Annotated in this window: 18 protein-coding genes; 9 read left to right on the top strand and 9 right to left on the bottom strand. The window is 45.5% G+C overall.

The features are described 5' to 3' along the window. Positions 1-65 precede the first annotated feature (65 nt). Complete coding sequence (locus tag H6S82_RS03775; RefSeq protein ID WP_191056024.1) at positions 66-1001, top strand: ABC transporter permease; 936 nt, start codon at positions 66-68, stop codon at positions 999-1001. Positions 1002-1051: 50 nt separating this feature from the next. Here H6S82_RS03775 and H6S82_RS03770 read toward each other — a convergent pair whose 3' ends face one another. Both H6S82_RS03770 and H6S82_RS03765 read right to left on the bottom strand, forming a co-directional pair. After that, positions 1052-1480, bottom strand: coding sequence for a type II toxin-antitoxin system VapC family toxin (locus H6S82_RS03770; protein WP_190461032.1), 429 nt, complete (start codon positions 1478-1480; stop codon positions 1052-1054). 1 nt (position 1481) lies between these two features. Continuing rightward, positions 1482-1748: a hypothetical protein gene (locus tag H6S82_RS03765; RefSeq protein WP_190461034.1), complete on the bottom strand. Its 267-nt coding sequence runs from the start codon at positions 1746-1748 to the stop codon at positions 1482-1484. Between the two features lie 41 nt (positions 1749-1789). Between H6S82_RS03765 and H6S82_RS03760 the strand changes: the two genes are divergently transcribed. The 3 genes from H6S82_RS03760 (at position 1790) to H6S82_RS03755 (ending at position 2883) form a co-directional block, all read left to right on the top strand. Continuing rightward, positions 1790-1933: a hypothetical protein gene (locus tag H6S82_RS03760; protein ID WP_190461036.1), complete on the top strand. Its 144-nt coding sequence runs from the start codon at positions 1790-1792 to the stop codon at positions 1931-1933. Positions 1934-2119: 186 nt separating this feature from the next. Beyond that, the gene (locus tag H6S82_RS33870; RefSeq protein WP_255512154.1) at positions 2120-2251 is read left to right on the top strand and encodes a hypothetical protein; all 132 of its coding nucleotides are present in this window, start codon (positions 2120-2122) and stop codon (positions 2249-2251) included. Between the two features lie 38 nt (positions 2252-2289). After that, positions 2290-2883 (top strand): COP23 domain-containing protein, encoded by a 594-nt coding sequence (locus H6S82_RS03755; protein WP_190461038.1) that lies wholly within the window; start codon positions 2290-2292, stop codon positions 2881-2883. A 7-nt stretch (positions 2884-2890) separates the two neighbouring features. On the opposite strand, the gene H6S82_RS03750 is transcribed toward H6S82_RS03755, so the two are convergent. The 5 genes from H6S82_RS03750 to H6S82_RS03730 form a co-directional block, all read right to left on the bottom strand. After that, positions 2891-4522 carry a tetratricopeptide repeat-containing serine protease family protein gene (locus H6S82_RS03750; protein ID WP_242056808.1) on the bottom strand — a complete coding sequence of 544 codons (1632 nt, stop codon included), beginning with the start codon at positions 4520-4522 and terminating at the stop codon, positions 2891-2893. A 268-nt stretch (positions 4523-4790) separates the two neighbouring features. Next, the gene (locus tag H6S82_RS03745) at positions 4791-5015 is read right to left on the bottom strand and encodes a hypothetical protein (RefSeq protein ID WP_190461040.1); all 225 of its coding nucleotides are present in this window, start codon (positions 5013-5015) and stop codon (positions 4791-4793) included. A gap of 59 nt (positions 5016-5074) precedes the next feature. Next, positions 5075-5428 carry a hypothetical protein gene (locus tag H6S82_RS03740; RefSeq protein WP_199315062.1) on the bottom strand — a complete coding sequence of 118 codons (354 nt, stop codon included), beginning with the start codon at positions 5426-5428 and terminating at the stop codon, positions 5075-5077. Positions 5429-5859: 431 nt separating this feature from the next. Next, positions 5860-5997 (bottom strand): hypothetical protein, encoded by a 138-nt coding sequence (locus tag H6S82_RS03735; RefSeq protein ID WP_190461042.1) that lies wholly within the window; start codon positions 5995-5997, stop codon positions 5860-5862. A gap of 226 nt (positions 5998-6223) precedes the next feature. Beyond that, positions 6224-7546 (bottom strand): sorbosone dehydrogenase family protein, encoded by a 1323-nt coding sequence (locus H6S82_RS03730; protein ID WP_190461044.1) that lies wholly within the window; start codon positions 7544-7546, stop codon positions 6224-6226. A gap of 66 nt (positions 7547-7612) precedes the next feature. On the opposite strand from H6S82_RS03730, the gene H6S82_RS03725 reads away from it, so the two are divergent. Beyond that, positions 7613-8716, top strand: a complete 1104-nt coding sequence (locus H6S82_RS03725) for a heparan-alpha-glucosaminide N-acetyltransferase domain-containing protein (RefSeq protein WP_190461046.1) — start codon at positions 7613-7615, stop codon at positions 8714-8716. Between the two features lie 259 nt (positions 8717-8975). On the opposite strand, the gene H6S82_RS03720 is transcribed toward H6S82_RS03725, so the two are convergent. After that, complete coding sequence (locus H6S82_RS03720; RefSeq protein ID WP_190461049.1) at positions 8976-9914, bottom strand: MlaE family lipid ABC transporter permease subunit; 939 nt, start codon at positions 9912-9914, stop codon at positions 8976-8978. Between the two features lie 254 nt (positions 9915-10168). On the opposite strand from H6S82_RS03720, the gene H6S82_RS33865 reads away from it, so the two are divergent. Next, positions 10169-10303, top strand: a complete 135-nt coding sequence (locus tag H6S82_RS33865) for a hypothetical protein (protein ID WP_277926386.1) — start codon at positions 10169-10171, stop codon at positions 10301-10303. A 91-nt stretch (positions 10304-10394) separates the two neighbouring features. On the opposite strand, the gene H6S82_RS03715 is transcribed toward H6S82_RS33865, so the two are convergent. Beyond that, positions 10395-10940, bottom strand: a complete 546-nt coding sequence (locus H6S82_RS03715) for a Rieske 2Fe-2S domain-containing protein (protein WP_242056807.1) — start codon at positions 10938-10940, stop codon at positions 10395-10397. Positions 10941-11351: 411 nt separating this feature from the next. On the opposite strand from H6S82_RS03715, the gene H6S82_RS03710 reads away from it, so the two are divergent. The 3 genes from H6S82_RS03710 to glmU form a co-directional block, all read left to right on the top strand. Further along, a complete protein-coding gene (locus H6S82_RS03710) occupies positions 11352-12236 on the top strand; it encodes an MnmC family methyltransferase (protein ID WP_190461158.1) in 885 nt (294 codons plus the stop codon). A 256-nt stretch (positions 12237-12492) separates the two neighbouring features. Further along, positions 12493-13611: a two-component system response regulator gene (locus H6S82_RS03705; protein ID WP_322111823.1), complete on the top strand. Its 1119-nt coding sequence runs from the start codon at positions 12493-12495 to the stop codon at positions 13609-13611. A 60-nt stretch (positions 13612-13671) separates the two neighbouring features. Next, positions 13672-14987 (top strand): bifunctional UDP-N-acetylglucosamine diphosphorylase/glucosamine-1-phosphate N-acetyltransferase GlmU (gene glmU / locus H6S82_RS03700; protein WP_191056023.1); only part of this gene is annotated, 1316 nt, incomplete at its 3' end.

Here is a 14987-nt window from a genome sequence, read left to right as displayed (position 1 = left end):
CCCTAACCCCTAGCCCCTAGCCCCTAGCCCCTAACTATATCTGCGGTTAAAATAAAAAAATCCAAATGGACAATTTAACCTTTTTCACCGATTACTTAATTGCCAGTTTGCGCCTCTCCGTCCCCTTAGCATTTTCGGCGTTGGGAGGACTTTTTTCCGAACGTTCCGGTGTGTTGAATATTGCATTGGAGGGAATGTTATTATCCGGTGCATTTGCTGGCGCGGCGGGAGCGTTTTTTACTGGCAATGTTTGGGTAGGGATGCTGTCAGCAATTGCCGTCGGGGGAATGGTGGGATTGCTGCACAGCTATCTTTGCGTTACTTTGCGAGTCGATCAATTAGTATCCGGACTTGCGATCAACCTTACCGCCATTGGATTGACTTCCTTTTGGTCGCGGATACTGTTTAATAGCAATCAAGCACAACAATTACCGAGTCTCAAAACAGTCGCAATTCCCATATTGGAAGATATCCCCATTATCGGCAATCTGATTTTCAACCAAGACCCGCTAATTTATTTCCTCTTTCTATTAGTTCCCCTCACCGCTTATCTATTATTTCGTACCAGTTTGGGATTGTCTTTGCGTGCGGTAGGAGAATATCCCCGCGCCGCCGATACTGCGGGAATTTCCGTTAATTTAGTGCGCTACGTAGCGGTGACAATTAGCGGTTGTTTCGCAGGATTGGGAGGTGCTTATCTCGCATTAGTTCACGTCAAATATTTTGCGGAAGGAATGAGTGCGGGGAAAGGATTTATCGCTCTCGCCGCCTTAATTTTTGGCAAATGGCATCCCGTCAGCACCGCTTTTGCTTGCCTCTTATTCGGTGCAACGGAAGCTTTGCAATTGCGAATTCAAGCTTTTAATTTGAATATTCCCTATCAATTTTTAGTGATGTTACCTTATGTAATTGCACTGTTAGCTTTAGTGGGGTTAGCGGGTAAATCAACACCCCCCGCAGCACTCGGAATTCCCTACATTCCAGAAAGTCGCGATCGCTAACATACAGCAACTTTTAAACCAACAACCAAAATCATCATAAACCATTACTATTATTCCACCAAATGCACCCAGAAAAACGTCGATTTTACCGCATTAAATAACCGCTTATCTACCGTCCAAAATTCGCATTTCAATTGTTGCGCTAAAGCGAGATAATGAGCATCGTAGCTTGCTGGCAATCTCATTTGTGCAGCCAGATTCAACGCTTGTCGATGCAATTCTGCGTCACCGTAGAGGGTGATATTGAGATTCAAAGCATCCTGCAAAAGTCGATCTGCTTCTTCTGGCAAAAGTTGTCCCGCAACAGCCAAGCGATGGAACGAATTAGTAATTTCGTAGTAAATTAATGTCGGTGCTACAATTATGTTTTCTGATTCTTCCCACTGATTCCACAGATTGTCAAAAGGAGAATCTGGCGTAAGGTAGATCAGCATACGCACGATGAAACTGGCATCAACACAGACCAAAGTTGATGCCATATTAAGTTTCCTCTGGATAAAACTGCGGAAAACTAGCACTCATGATTTGCTCGGTACGTTCTTCTCGCATTTGATGGATAATATCTTCTACTGGTGGGCTAATAGGTTTCCCACCGCGACGGGCGCTGATTTCTGCTCTATGCTCCTCGATCTGTTTCATTACTTCTCGCCTGTCTGGTTTTTTCAATTTTTCTTCTAAAAGTGTGCGTTCCTCTTTGGAGAGAGTTTCAATAATTTGCGCTAGAGTCTCCACAAGTTTCGCGTTCATTGGTTTAGAGAATTTTTTTATAATCATTATATTACTTTGGTGTGACGGATTGGAGTTATTGGGGTTGGGAAAAAGCGATCGCACCCTTACATCATTTCCAAAATGCGATCGCACCTTTACCATATCGCAAAAACATACAACCCGCGTGGGATTCAAATCCCACGCTAATAGCGCAAGTCCTCTGAAAGAGGACTGTTAATCACAAATATTCAGTCCACTTCAGTGGACTTCAGCTATGAGCCTGGGGTTTGAACCCCAGGCGGTTGAAAACCGTAGCGCGTCAACCCCAAGCGGTTGTAATGGGTAATCAAAAATCTCAGATGAATTTATTTTAATTATCGATCGCACTCCCACCCTCACCCCATCAGAAAATGCGATCGCCCTCAGCAAAGCAAAAGTACCGCATCATCGATATTTCGGTCAAAACGCATCAGCTTTATTTTGGCGTACCCCTACCTCCTGCTTGGCAAAATCTCCACCTTCTGCTAGATGAGCTATCCTAGAAGAATCTTTAGCTGAATTTGCTTTGAGGGTAAATCCCATGAGTTGGGAAAAAGTAGGCGCGATCGCAGGCGTTATCGGTGTTCTGATTGCTGCTGCTGGTCTGGGATACGCTGTGGCGACGGATTGGACGCCTACCCTATTTGGCGGTAAGAACGATCGCTTTTCTTGCCAACTTTCGGCTGATACGAGTCGCGGCGGTGAAGTTTGGACGGTGGTTTATCATCACGATAAGGGTCAGCAGCCTTGGCTGAAAATGGTTAATACTTTTGGCGATGACTGGAATACTCAGAAAAGATGTGAGACAATTTCCGATCGCTTGGAAGGTTTTCGCAAGGATGGTTTGATTGCTCTCGATTATCGGAACGACCCCAACACGCCGATGCAAGCGGTGATTTGCGCTAAAACTAAGCTCAGTCCTACTGGTTGTTCTTTAGTCGTGACCCTGAAACCTTTGGCAGATGGCTATGAGTCTCTGCGGGATATGACAGAGGCGCTGCGAAATCGTGGTAGTGTTGAACAAAGTAGTAGTTCTGTGGCAGTTGCACCTAGTTTTTCCAGATCTTCCCCTGTGATTAATTTGGGAAGTCTATTGGCAGAGGAAGATCTCAAGGCTGGTTCTGGAGATAAGTGATTTGGTATTATTTCGATCGCCCTAGTTTGGTTAATAAGTTTTGGCGGTTGTCGATCGCATATTGCTCGTTAGGATCAAGCTTAATCGCTTTATCGTAAGATGCGATCGCTTCCTCATACCGTTTCAACTTCTCTAGCGCAACGCCTCGACCAGTCCAAGCTTCAGGGTCGTCAGGTTTAAATTGAATGGCTTTATCGTATGATGCGATCGCATCCTCATACCGTTTCAAATCATCTAGCGCATAGCCTCGACCATACCAAGCATAAGCATAGTCAGATTTGAATTGAATCGCTTTGTCGTATGATGCGATCGCATCCTCATACCGTTTCAAATAATTTAGCGCATTGCCTCGGTTATTCCAAGCATCAGGGTCGTCAGGTTTGAATTGAATGGCTTTGTCGTAAGATGCGATCGCATCCTCATACCGTTTCAACTCCCGTAGCGCAATGCCTCGGTTAATCCAAGCATCAGAGTAGTCAGGTTTGATTTGAATGGCTTTGTCGTAAGATGCGATCGCTTCCTCATACCGTTTCAAATTATATAGCACATTGCCTCGGTTATTCCAAGCTTCATGCTTGTCAGGTTTGAATTGAATCGCTTTGTCGTAAGATGCGATCGCATCCTCATACCGTTTCAACTCCCCTAGCGCAATGCCTCGGTTATACCAAACTTCATGCTTGTCAGGTTTGAATTGAATCGCTTTATCGTAAGATGCGATCGCATCCTCATACCGTTTCAACTCCCCTAGCGCATAGCCTCGGTTATACCAAGCTTCATGGTAGTCAGGTTGGAATTGAATGGCTTTGTCGTAAGATGCGATCGCATCCTCATATTTTTGAGACGCAATCAAATCATTCCCACTATTCCAAAAATCTGTAGCCGTAGTCTCAATAGACTTAGCCAGACCGGAAATATTTACCTTATAAATATTACTCGGAATACCCCACTTAAAAGTACCAACTTCCGCCCCGACTTCATTCGAGTCTGGATTTCCCGTAGACTGCTGCTGAGACGGCGGACTTTCCCCCTTCAATTCTGACAACTTAGCAATTTCCACATCGCTGCGACCGTGAACGGCAATTACCTCCGCCGCCTGATTCACCACAGGCCCGCCACTCATCCCGCCAGCAGTGGTAGTCTGATAAGAAATACCATAACCATCAACGGTATTTTCGATCGCTGTTACCGATCCACCCACAAACTGCTTTACCAATTTACCCGCACGCCGAGGAAATCCATCTATATATATAGTGTCTCCTTTCTTCACCCGATCCGAATCTCCCAACTTCAAAGCTGGATAAGCGCAATTTTCACTTCCCGCCTCAAAGGTGACAATAGCCAAATCCTGATTTGGGAAGCGTTGAACTTTAGTATCCTTCCAAATTTTCCCATCTGGCGTTTGCACCTGCACTTTCCCACCCACAGGTACGACATGACGCGCCGTGAGAATAGTGCAAACTTGCTTATCCCCAGCTACAAAAAAGCCAGTTCCATGTCCGGCTTGGTCTGGGTAATTGATTAGAACAACACTACCTTCGACTTGGTTAGCAATTTCGCTACTCGAAAGTTGCTTACTGCCACAGCCAGACAGAAGCAAAGCGATGCAGCCAGAGGAAAGCAACCAGCGATAAGATAGCATACTCACCAAACACAGGTGTAATGAGTTTTACCCATTGTGGCATTTGTAGCATCGATCGTGTTGGCGTCATTGATACCATCGCTGTAGGGGCGAAGCATACCCTTCGGGAACTGCTTCGCAGAACGGGCGACAATTTCTGTATCTCAAAAATTTTCATATTCGTAGGCCATAGCCTGCCGTCAGGCATATGCTTCGCCCTGCCCCACATAGGCGCTAAAGCGCAACAACGTACCTAGAGTGCCATTGTTTCACCAAAATTCAGCCATTATTATATAGATGCGGTTTCAGAAGGATAAGAAATCTTGGCTTTACCGTTATTATTCAGAGTCTTCACCAGTTCTTTCCGCAACTCTTCCAAAAACATCGCATCATTGGTGATATCGGAAATCTCATCTTCATCCAAATCTCGATCATCGAGGCTGTCTCGATATGCCTTAATCCGATAATCGAGAGCTTCAATAATAAACTTTGTTGCTTTTGGCGATAATTCCATCGGAGCTTCCTTTGTCAACTATAAACTAAAAATTAATCAAAACAGTAATTCGACAAACATTAACTCACTTTATAGAAAGACGCGCCTATCAGTCGCAACGCTGCTTTGTACTCATCCACAAGCATAGTGTAACTTGGCTCCCACGACCAGTGGTTGCCGTAGTCATTAATTGGGGTTAGTTCACTGGGAATGTCAGTACCCGCATCTAATTTCCACCAGTTTTTACCCGCGCCTTGGGTGGCGAAGGTGGAAATGCCTCCTGAATTTGCTACCACCCAAACTCGATCGTTCTGTTCGTAAGTTTCCACATCCTGGCTGCGAACATTATCCATTCTGGGGGAATTAGCATTGCCCTGTCGATAAAGAGCGATCGGCGTTTTCCTCATTTCTGACTCTTGACTTTTGACTATCATATTTAAATAGGATAGAACCGATCGCCTTTCTTTCTTCTCACCCCAGTTCGGACGATCGCATTCTTTATCTGGAAAAACTAATTCAAAATAACGGCTACAATCGCTATGCTTATGAAGGCGTCGCCCGTCATTTGGAAATCAAGTCTCGCTTGGAAAAACTCCTGGCAGAGGAAAAAGAGCGCACAAGAAGAGATTCTAGAAGATAATATATCTTTTTTCGCGATGACTCTGACCGGAGAATAATCTAATCTCATACAAGATGGCAGATTAGTTTGGAAATTTAAATCAAATCTCAATTTTGACCCCGATCGCACAGATAACTAATTAAGAAAAATTCCTATTTATTAAACCTACTTGCGCGATTTGAGCGATTTAGTATAGACTGAATACTAATGATAAATTAGACTTTTTTTACCAATTTTCCAGCATAGCTACGGAACAATAAGCGTTTCAGAGACATCGCGACCGAGAGAAAAGCCATTTTCCACCAAGATAAAGCCATCACGAATCACGAGTTTCCAGAGAGAGCGATCGATCCCGATCGGAGACAGACTTGACAAAAGAGGCATTGTATGCTTCACTCACGAAAAATCTACAGCTACATCTGTGTTCATCTGTGTTCATCTGTGGATATCTGTGGTAAAAAATCTTTTTAGGATACACTGCGAGTGCGATCGTCTGTTAAGTCTCTCCCGTGGGAAGTTTTGGTTGATTTTTTTACCACAGATGAAGAGTGATGAACACGGATGAACACAGATGTTTTTTTTGTCTGTCGCGGATGTTTCGGATAATTTCTTATGGCTGGTAACTAACCCGATAAATACGGTTATTCGCTTCCTCGGTAAATAGCAAACTCCCATCTGGTAGAACTAACACACCGACCGGACGCCCCCAAGTTGTGGGTGCTGCGGGGTCTAGCAAAAACCCGGTGACAAAATCTTCGTAATATCCCAAAGGGCGATCGTTATCGCCGAACGGAACAAACACAATTTTGTAACCAGTACCCCGGTCGCGATTCCAGGAACCGCGAAAAGCGACAAAAGCACCGTTGCGATATTTTTCCGGGAATGTCTTACCATCGTAAAACTGGATTCCCAAAGCAGCAGAGTGCGCTTGAAAAAGTACATCCGGCGATTTTGTTCGACTTGCCAAATCGGGACGATCGCTCTTTCCATCTTTAACACGACGCGGGTCGAGTTTATTGGGAGTCAGGTAAGCGTAAGGCCAACCGTAAAATTCTCCCTGCTGTATCCGCGTCAGATAATCGGGAACCAAGTCATCGCCCAAACCATCCCGTTCGTTGACGGTTGTGTAAAGTTCTCCCGTTTTGGGATGAAAATCTAGTCCGACCGGGTTACGCAAACCAAAAGCGAACGTCTGACGGTTGGAACCATCCAAATTCATCACCTGCACCGAAGCGCGAGGTAATGGTTCTTCATCCACATTAGAACGAGAACCGATCGAAACATACAACTTTTTTCCATCCGGCGCAACCACCACATTGCGCGTCCAATGTTGGCGATATCCTCCCGGAGTCAGTTCGGTAATTTTTTCTCCCGTTCCGGAAAGTTGCTCTTGTCCTCTAGTATAAGGAAAGCGCAAAACTTCGCCTGTATTACCGACGAAGAAGTATTTGTCTGCAAAAGCCATGCCGAAGGGAATATTTAACTTATTTTGGGATGTCGCAAATGTTTTCTTCACATCCGCAACGCCATCCCCGTTCGTGTCGCGCAACAAACTAATCCGATTTTGTCGAGTTTCCGTCACCAACACATCGCCAGTCGGAGTCATCGCTAACCAACGCGGTGCATCTACATTATCCGCAAAAACGTTAACTTTAAACCCTGTCGGTACGCGCAACGTCGGGTTATTCGGAATCGCGACAACTTTGGGAGACTTAGACGCGCTTTGGGTAGCGAAAGGTGGCGGTAAGGAAGCAGAGTTGATGCGGATGGGTGTCGGCGAGAGGGGTGCCGATCGCACCGCAGAATTGCTAGGATTAGCAGCGCGTTCTCCTGACTGCGCCCTATCTCCCTGATTTGTGGAAGCGCGAGTTAAGTTACACGCACTTGCTGTTGTCAGCAATAAAACTAACGTTACCCAGTGCAAAAATTTCATGCCTAATCTATATTGCTAATTTCTCCATCCCCTAACCCCTAGCCCCTAATCCCTAGCTTCTTTTCTATGCGTTTGATTTCACTCGATGTCTTTCGAGGCATTGCGATCGCAGGCATGATTCTTGTCAACATGGCTGGCGTCGCCGACAAAGTTTACCCCTTCCTAGAACACGCCGACTGGAACGGCTGCACCTTCGCCGATTTAGTCTTTCCCTTCTTCCTCTTTATCGTTGGTGTAGCGATGGCCTTCTCCCTCTCTAAGTACACCAAAACCAAACACCCAACTGCCTCTGTCTATCGGCGGATTATCACTCGCAGCCTCATCCTCTTCCTCCTGGGTTTATTGCTCAACGGTTTTTGGAATTACGATTTGAGCAATATCAGAATCATGGGCGTATTGCAGCGCATCAGTCTCGCCTACCTACTTGCGGCGATCGCTATTCTCAACTTACCGCGAAAAGCGATCTGGGCGCTAATTTTACTTATCCTCATCGGCTACTGGGCGGCGATGATTTATATTCCCGTTCCCGATTACGGTGCTGGTGTTCTTACACGAGAAGGAAATTTCGGAGCTTATGTCGATCGTCTCATCATTCCGGCAGCACATCTATATAAAGGAGATAATTTCAACTCGATGGGAGACCCGGAAGGACTCTTCAGCACCTTACCGGCAGTTGCCACAACACTCGTTGGCTATCTGACCGGCAAATGGCTGCGCGACGAACCGATTACCACGCGCACGAGTATTAATTTAGCATTAATTGGCATTATTTGTCTAGTTCTCGGTTGGGATTGGGGTTTCTTCTTCCCCATCAACAAAAAACTCTGGACAAGTTCCTACGTTCTCTACTCCGTTGGTGCGGCGATGCTATTACTCGCAGCTTGTTATGAATTAATCGAAATCCGCGAACTCCGCCGTTGGGGAAAACCTTTTGAAGTGCTGGGATTGAATGCCATTTTTATATTTGTCGCTTCCGTTTTGGCAATTAAAATTATGGTAAAAACCCATATCGGTACTGGCGATAACGCACCCACTACTTACAATTGGATTTACGAACATCTTTTTGGGGGTGGAATGAACGGTTCCCTCTTATTCGCCACAGTCACGTTACTATTTTGGTTGGCAATTGCCTATCTCATGTATTGGCGGCGTTGGTTTATCAAAGTCTGATTCACCTTTGAAGCTGTACTGCATTTTCACGACATATTGTAGAGTGCGTCAGATATGTAAATTTCCCCGATAATTTTCACTGGTCTGTCTGACGCACCTGACACCTATAATTAGTAGTTTAAATACCAAACAGCTTACATCATATCCGGTTGCCTCGGTACCGTCAAAGTATCTGTGTTCATCTGTGTTCATCTCTTTTCATCTGTGGTTAAATTTTCACCAACAACCATTACCCAATATTATTGGATCGCTTTTCATTTCAGTTAATACTCAACTCATTAAATATCGCGAGCGAAAGAACGAAATCGACGATAAAAATACACACCCAGCTAGTCACAACTGCTGCTTTGGTAGAAGCACTCACACCCTTTGCCCCGCCTTTAGTAGTGAGTCCCCAACCGCAACCAATCATCGCTATCATTCCGCCAAAAACGAAAGCTTTGATAACGACGCCAAACAAATCTTTTAATTCTAAAAAATCCCGGACAGAATCCAGAAACACCTCCACAGGTAAATGGTAAAAATAGAATGCGACAAACACACCTCCCCCTATGCCTGCAAACAATGAAAAAACACTTAAAATAGGCAACATCAAACAACAGGCGATCGCACGCGGAATAACCAAATAATCAATCGGATTTGTTCTCAACATATACAAAGCATCAATTTGCTCTGTTACTTGCATTTCTCCTATTTCTGCCGCAAAAGCCGCACCCACTTGTCCCGCAACCACACTCGCTGTTAAAACTGGTGCTAATTCCCGACAAAAAGCTAAGGCAAATGCACCTCCTACCGCCGAAAGCGCCCCATAACGAATTAATTCTCGCGCCGATTGAATTGTAAAAATCATCCCGGCAAAATAGGCGATTATCAATACTGAATTCAGGGAACCGAGTCCTACATTTGCCATATGTTCCATGATATTGCGGCTATCAACTTTACCTTTGAGCAAGCGCACAACTACTTGACCCATCAATAATAAAGTTGCTAAAAATCTTTCTCCCCATTGATGTCCGAAATCATCTTCCCAATTAGCTGAATTTATAGATAAGTTTCTTGCCTTTACATCGGTATTATTACTTTTGTCAATCTGTTGGCGATCGCTTATCTCGACTTTTTTTAAATCAAGTTTATTTTGTTTAGTAAAAAGTAGTTTATTTGCCCACTTTGCTCCCTGATGCCTGCGAGACTTTACCATTTAAGTTTCCTTGTCACAGATTTTGATAACTATGTCAAAATAGATTACGTTATTGTTCCCATCTCACAGGCTAAAAGTAATGTAAATTTACCAATTTTATACCAGATCGTCCAATTGTCGCAACGCGGCGACAAGTTCCAGAAGAATTCCCAACATCGGTCAAAAGGGCGATCTACTAAATCGTACTCAAAACTGCATACCGTAACAATGCAAGGCGCGTTTAACTTTGCTGCTAATTCTCAAGTTTCTCTAAGGTGACGAAAAGCCTTTTCCCCGATGTGACGATCGCGATGAAGAGGGTGGAACTCGTGCATCGCATCCGCCTGCACTGCGGCAATTTGACATTGGCGATACCGTTCCAATTCCCAGTTTCCCTCAACCCCAAATAAAGCTTCTCTGAAAAGGATTTTCCCGGTATGCAATCTTCGCAATATGCCAGCACGAAATTCCTTTAAATTCCTCCCTCTCCCGTTCTTTTCATCATCGGCGCGGATCTGTTGCCGGTGCGCGATCGACCAACAGCACATCATCCTCTTGAACTAACACCGTGATTAATGGTAAATTGCGTCTGGCAGGCCCTTTAGTTACCTTACCTTGGGCATCAAATGTCGCACCGTGACAGGGGCAAACAAAAACATTTTTTTCCGTCTTCCATTCCACAGTACATTTGTGGTGCGGACAACTGGGATTGATTGCGTAACCGGCTAGTTTCGGTCCATCATTAACTACTAGATATGTTGGTCTCGGCAATCCTTGTACCAGCACCGGACGACCCGCTACCGCACTTGCCAGCAAAGTACTTTCTTGTAAGTGTTTGCCATTACTATCCAGCGCCGGTACGCCGCGAAGATAATTTTGACAAGCTTCGCTGTTCCGGTTTTGAGTGCAAGGTGTGGTAGTATTTCTTCGTTCGTGGCTCAAACTCTTCTCCGGTAGCATCCAGCCAAGGGCAACAGTTCCAGCCGTCCCAAATACCATATATTTTAAAAATTCTCGCCGATTTTTATCGCTAATTTTATTTTCCATGAACTCTCCTGATTGCCGCTTATTCAAATTAGGATTTGATTCTTTTATACATTATCATATTTGCCCATAAAAGTAAATCAATTTTACATAAATTTAATTTTATTGGATGATTCGATCGGTCAGAAATACCAAGAATCGAAGCGCTTTATATCCATTAAAAAAGGCAAATACCAAAATATGATATTTTTGAAATTTAAAAATGTATTTAAATCTAAAACGAGAGCGCTTGCGGCCATAAAAATCATCAACTATATTAGACAGAAAAGCGGGATTTTAAAGTTCCCGCCAAACATTATCTAGATCGATCCCCCGCAGCGCAGTTAAAAATGTAGTGCGCTCGCCTATGGCCCATACCCGAATATACTTTTGATAAAACAGGAGAGTACGATCGTCATTATTCCCAGAGAAACAATGGCAGAGAGCAGCATTTTTACACCCCTGCCCACAGAAGATGGCTCCTTTACCTTCTTTTCCGCTGAATTTGGCGAAAGCTTTCACAGTGCGTCAGGTGCGATTGAAGAAGCCGAACTTAAATTTGTCAATCCAGTGGCTTTAAGATCCAAAGCTGTGCAACCGAGCTTGCGGCTGTTGGATATTTGTTACGGTTTGGGTTATAACACAGCTGCTGCCTTGGCGGCTATTTGGGAAGTTAATCCCAGCTGCCGCGTAGAGCTAATGGCACTAGAGTTAGACCCAACGGTACCAAAAGCGGCGATCGCACACAACTTAACCGACACCTGGCTTCATCCCATCCCGGAAATTCTTGCCCAGTTAGCTGCCGATCGCCAAGTAAAAACAACCCAGCTGCAAGCAAACTTGCTAATTGGCGACGCCAGAATCACAATTGAGCAGATCTGTCAAAGCTTCCAGGCAGATGCCATTTTTCTCGACCCTTTTTCCCCACCCAAGAATCCCCAACTGTGGACGGTAGAATTTTTGGGATTAGTAGCCAAATGCCTCAAACCAGAAGGTATTCTCGCCACTTATTCTTGTGCCGCCGCAGTGCGATCGGCATTGATGGCAGCTAATTTGCAAATAGGTTCCGCACCACCAGTAGGCAGGCGCTCTCCAGGTACAGTGGCTTGTAGGAGCAGGTTGCCAACTCCTACCTACCTGCCGCCACTCTCCCAACAAGAACAAGAACACTTACAAACTCGTGCTGCCATTCCCTATCGCGATCCAAATCTTTGCGATCCGGCTGAAACAATTCTACTCAGGCGTAAAATAGAACAAGGAACTTCTTCTCTAGAACCAACCGCCCAGTGGAAAAAGCGCTGGTTATTCACCCAAAATTAAGTTACCGTATTCCACAAGCCTGACTCCACAGGCAAGCGGAAGATTTGCGATCGAGATCGCAACTACCCCAATCGCTTATCACAGCCTTAAGGTTAGTTATATGCTGGTATAGGGTAAGGGTTCTACCAATCTATGTTTACGCAAATAAATCATTGAATTCTGTAGCCTACAGAGCAAATAATCCCTTGCTCTTTGTGAAATAGTTGACTTACTCTTCAGATACAGTGAAAATCCTCGAACTATTAGGAAGGCGACTGTGGCCTTGAGTCCTCGTTTTGATACTGATTCCGGCTCGTGTGGCGGTAATATTTTTAAGCCGCCGCATGAGCCAACAATTTTCGATCCATTCGGCGCTTCAACGTCTTTCAGTATATCCTCGCCAACCCCAGATAGCGGCGAATCAGAACAGCCAAAAATTCTTGTGGTTGACGATCATCCGGCCAGTCGGATGACAGCAGCAGCATTACTGGCGGTGGAAGGTTATGAAGTGTTAGAAGCAGAGAATGGACCGACAGCCCTAAATATGGTTTTGGAATCCAAACCAGACGTCATCCTACTGGATGTAATGATGCCAGGAATGGATGGGTTTGAAGTTTGCCGACAGTTAAAGCAAGATGAACAAACACGGTTAATCCCGGTAATTTTTATTACCGCACTCAACGATAGAAGATCCCGCATCCGAGGCATAGAAGCAGGGGGAGACGACTTTCTCACCAAACCCTTCGATCGCTTAGAACTCGCAGCTCGCGTTAAGTCGCTGGTACGGCAAAAGCGTCTCAACGAAGACTTAGACCATGCAGAACAAGTCGTATTCTCGATCGCCCGGGCGATCGAAAGCCGCGACCCCAACACCGGCGACCACTGCGAAAGGTTAGTGGATATGGGTAAAGCCTTCGGCGAATATCTCCACCTTTCCCGCGCAGATATTCGCGACTTGATGTGGGGAGGATACCTGCACGACATCGGCAAAGTGGGTATCCCTGATGCTGTGTTGCTCAAAAAAGGAAAATTTACTCCCGAAGAACTGGAGATCATGAAGCAGCACGTCATCATCGGCGAAAAAATTTGCCAACCGCTGCGGACAATGCGAGGCGTACTCCCGATCATCCGCCATCACCACGAACGTTGGGATGGCACCGGTTATCCCGATCGCCTTGCCGGTAACGATATTCCCTTGCTAGCTCAAGTATTTCAAATTATCGATATTTACGACGCCCTGACCAGCGAACGTCCTTACAAAAAAGCATTTACGCCAGCAGAAGCACTGGGAATTATTGATGAAGAAACAGCAAAAGGTTGGCGAAACCCCAAACTTGTGTCTCAATTTACGGAATTTATTCACACTATTGGCCAGAGAAAAACTCAAAAGTCATAGTAGCTACAGAATGACTCCAAGCGCGGTATACTCCGTGGGGAGTAGACTGACTCAAGAAAAATGGTAGCGGTAGCAATTTTAGCGGCGGGACGCGGGACGCGGATGAAATCGGATCTGCCCAAGGTACTGCATTCCTTGGGTGGGCGATCGCTCATTGAAAGAATTATTCTCACAGCGTTGGAGATCGAACCGAAAAGGCAGCTGGCAATCGTCGGATATCAAGGAGAAAAGGTGAAAGCAGCCCTCCAACATATCCCAGATTTGGAATTTGTCGAACAAACCGAACAATTGGGAACAGGACACGCAGTTCAACAATTACTGCCCCATCTCGAAGGTTTCCAAGGCGACCTGCTGGTTTTAAATGGGGATGTTCCCCTACTGCGATCGCAAACGCTCAAACATCTCATCGAAACTCATCAGCAGCATCACAATGCCGTCACCCTATTAACCGCCCACGTACCCAATCCGCAAGGGTACGGTCGGGTATTCTGCGACGGCCAAAATCTAATTAAACAAATTGTCGAAGACCGAGACTGCAATGCAGCCCAAAAGCAAAATCATCGCATTAATGCAGGAATATATTGCTTCAACTGGCCTCAATTAGCAAAAGTCCTGCCCCAACTGCAAGCCGACAACAACCAAAAAGAATACTACCTCACTGACGCCTGTAACTTGATGCAACCGGTAATGGCGGTAGATGTAGAAGACTATGAGGAAATTTTGGGGATAAACGATCGCAAGCAACTGGCAACAGCTTACGAGATCTTGCAAGAGCGAGTCAAAGATAAGTGGATGGCTGCCGGTGTCACCATCATTGACCCAAAGAGCGTCACCATCGATGATACGGTGCTGTTGGAACCCGACACAATCATCGAACCTCAAACTCATTTGCGCGGTCAAACAGTCATTAAATCTGGCAGCAGAATTGGCCCTGGCAGTTCGATCGAAAACAGTCACATTGGGGAAAATGTCACTATACTTTATTCCGTTATTAGTGACAGTGCAGTACAATCGGGTAGCAGGATTGGCCCTTACGCCCACCTGCGCGGTCACGTCGAAGTAGGTAACGGTTGTCGCATCGGCAATTTTGTCGAACTGAAAAATACTGCTTTGGGCGATCGCAGCAACGTCGCTCACCTATCATATCTGGGAGACACAACCGCAGGAGAGCGCGTTAATATCGGTGCCGGCACAATTACCGCCAACTACGACGGAGTGAACAAACATCAAACCAAAATAGGCGATCGTACCAAAACCGGTTCCAACAGCGTCCTCGTCGCCCCAATCACATTAGGATCGGATGTCACTGTCGCCGCCGGTTCGACTGTCACAGAAGATGTGCCAGATGACAGTTTGGTAATTGCCCGTGCCCGTCA

Source organism: Planktothrix sp. FACHB-1355 (genome assembly GCF_014748295.1).
Taxonomy (GTDB): domain Bacteria; phylum Cyanobacteriota; class Cyanobacteriia; order Cyanobacteriales; family Aerosakkonemataceae; genus Aerosakkonema; species Aerosakkonema funiforme_A.
Note: the sequence above shows the minus strand (reverse complement) of the source record. Positions and strands in the feature narration are given on the sequence as shown.

Coding starts and splice junctions, on each gene's coding strand:
- H6S82_RS03775 (WP_191056024.1), top strand. CDS start 66: ATGGACAATTTAACCTTTTTCACCGATTACTTAATTGCCAGTTTGCGC.
- H6S82_RS03770 (WP_190461032.1), bottom strand. CDS start 1,480: ATGGCATCAACTTTGGTCTGTGTTGATGCCAGTTTCATCGTGCGTATG.
- H6S82_RS03765 (WP_190461034.1), bottom strand. CDS start 1,748: ATGAACGCGAAACTTGTGGAGACTCTAGCGCAAATTATTGAAACTCTC.
- H6S82_RS33870 (WP_255512154.1), top strand. CDS start 2,120: ATGCGATCGCCCTCAGCAAAGCAAAAGTACCGCATCATCGATATTTCG.
- H6S82_RS03755 (WP_190461038.1), top strand. CDS start 2,290: ATGAGTTGGGAAAAAGTAGGCGCGATCGCAGGCGTTATCGGTGTTCTG.
- H6S82_RS03750 (WP_242056808.1), bottom strand. CDS start 4,522: ATGCTATCTTATCGCTGGTTGCTTTCCTCTGGCTGCATCGCTTTGCTT.
- H6S82_RS03745 (WP_190461040.1), bottom strand. CDS start 5,015: ATGGAATTATCGCCAAAAGCAACAAAGTTTATTATTGAAGCTCTCGAT.
- H6S82_RS03740 (WP_199315062.1), bottom strand. CDS start 5,428: ATGATAGTCAAAAGTCAAGAGTCAGAAATGAGGAAAACGCCGATCGCT.
- H6S82_RS03735 (WP_190461042.1), bottom strand. CDS start 5,997: ATGCCTCTTTTGTCAAGTCTGTCTCCGATCGGGATCGATCGCTCTCTC.
- H6S82_RS03730 (WP_190461044.1), bottom strand. CDS start 7,546: ATGAAATTTTTGCACTGGGTAACGTTAGTTTTATTGCTGACAACAGCA.
- H6S82_RS03725 (WP_190461046.1), top strand. CDS start 7,613: ATGCGTTTGATTTCACTCGATGTCTTTCGAGGCATTGCGATCGCAGGC.
- H6S82_RS03720 (WP_190461049.1), bottom strand. CDS start 9,914: ATGGTAAAGTCTCGCAGGCATCAGGGAGCAAAGTGGGCAAATAAACTA.
- H6S82_RS03715 (WP_242056807.1), bottom strand. CDS start 10,940: ATGGAAAATAAAATTAGCGATAAAAATCGGCGAGAATTTTTAAAATAT.
- H6S82_RS03710 (WP_190461158.1), top strand. CDS start 11,352: ATGGCAGAGAGCAGCATTTTTACACCCCTGCCCACAGAAGATGGCTCC.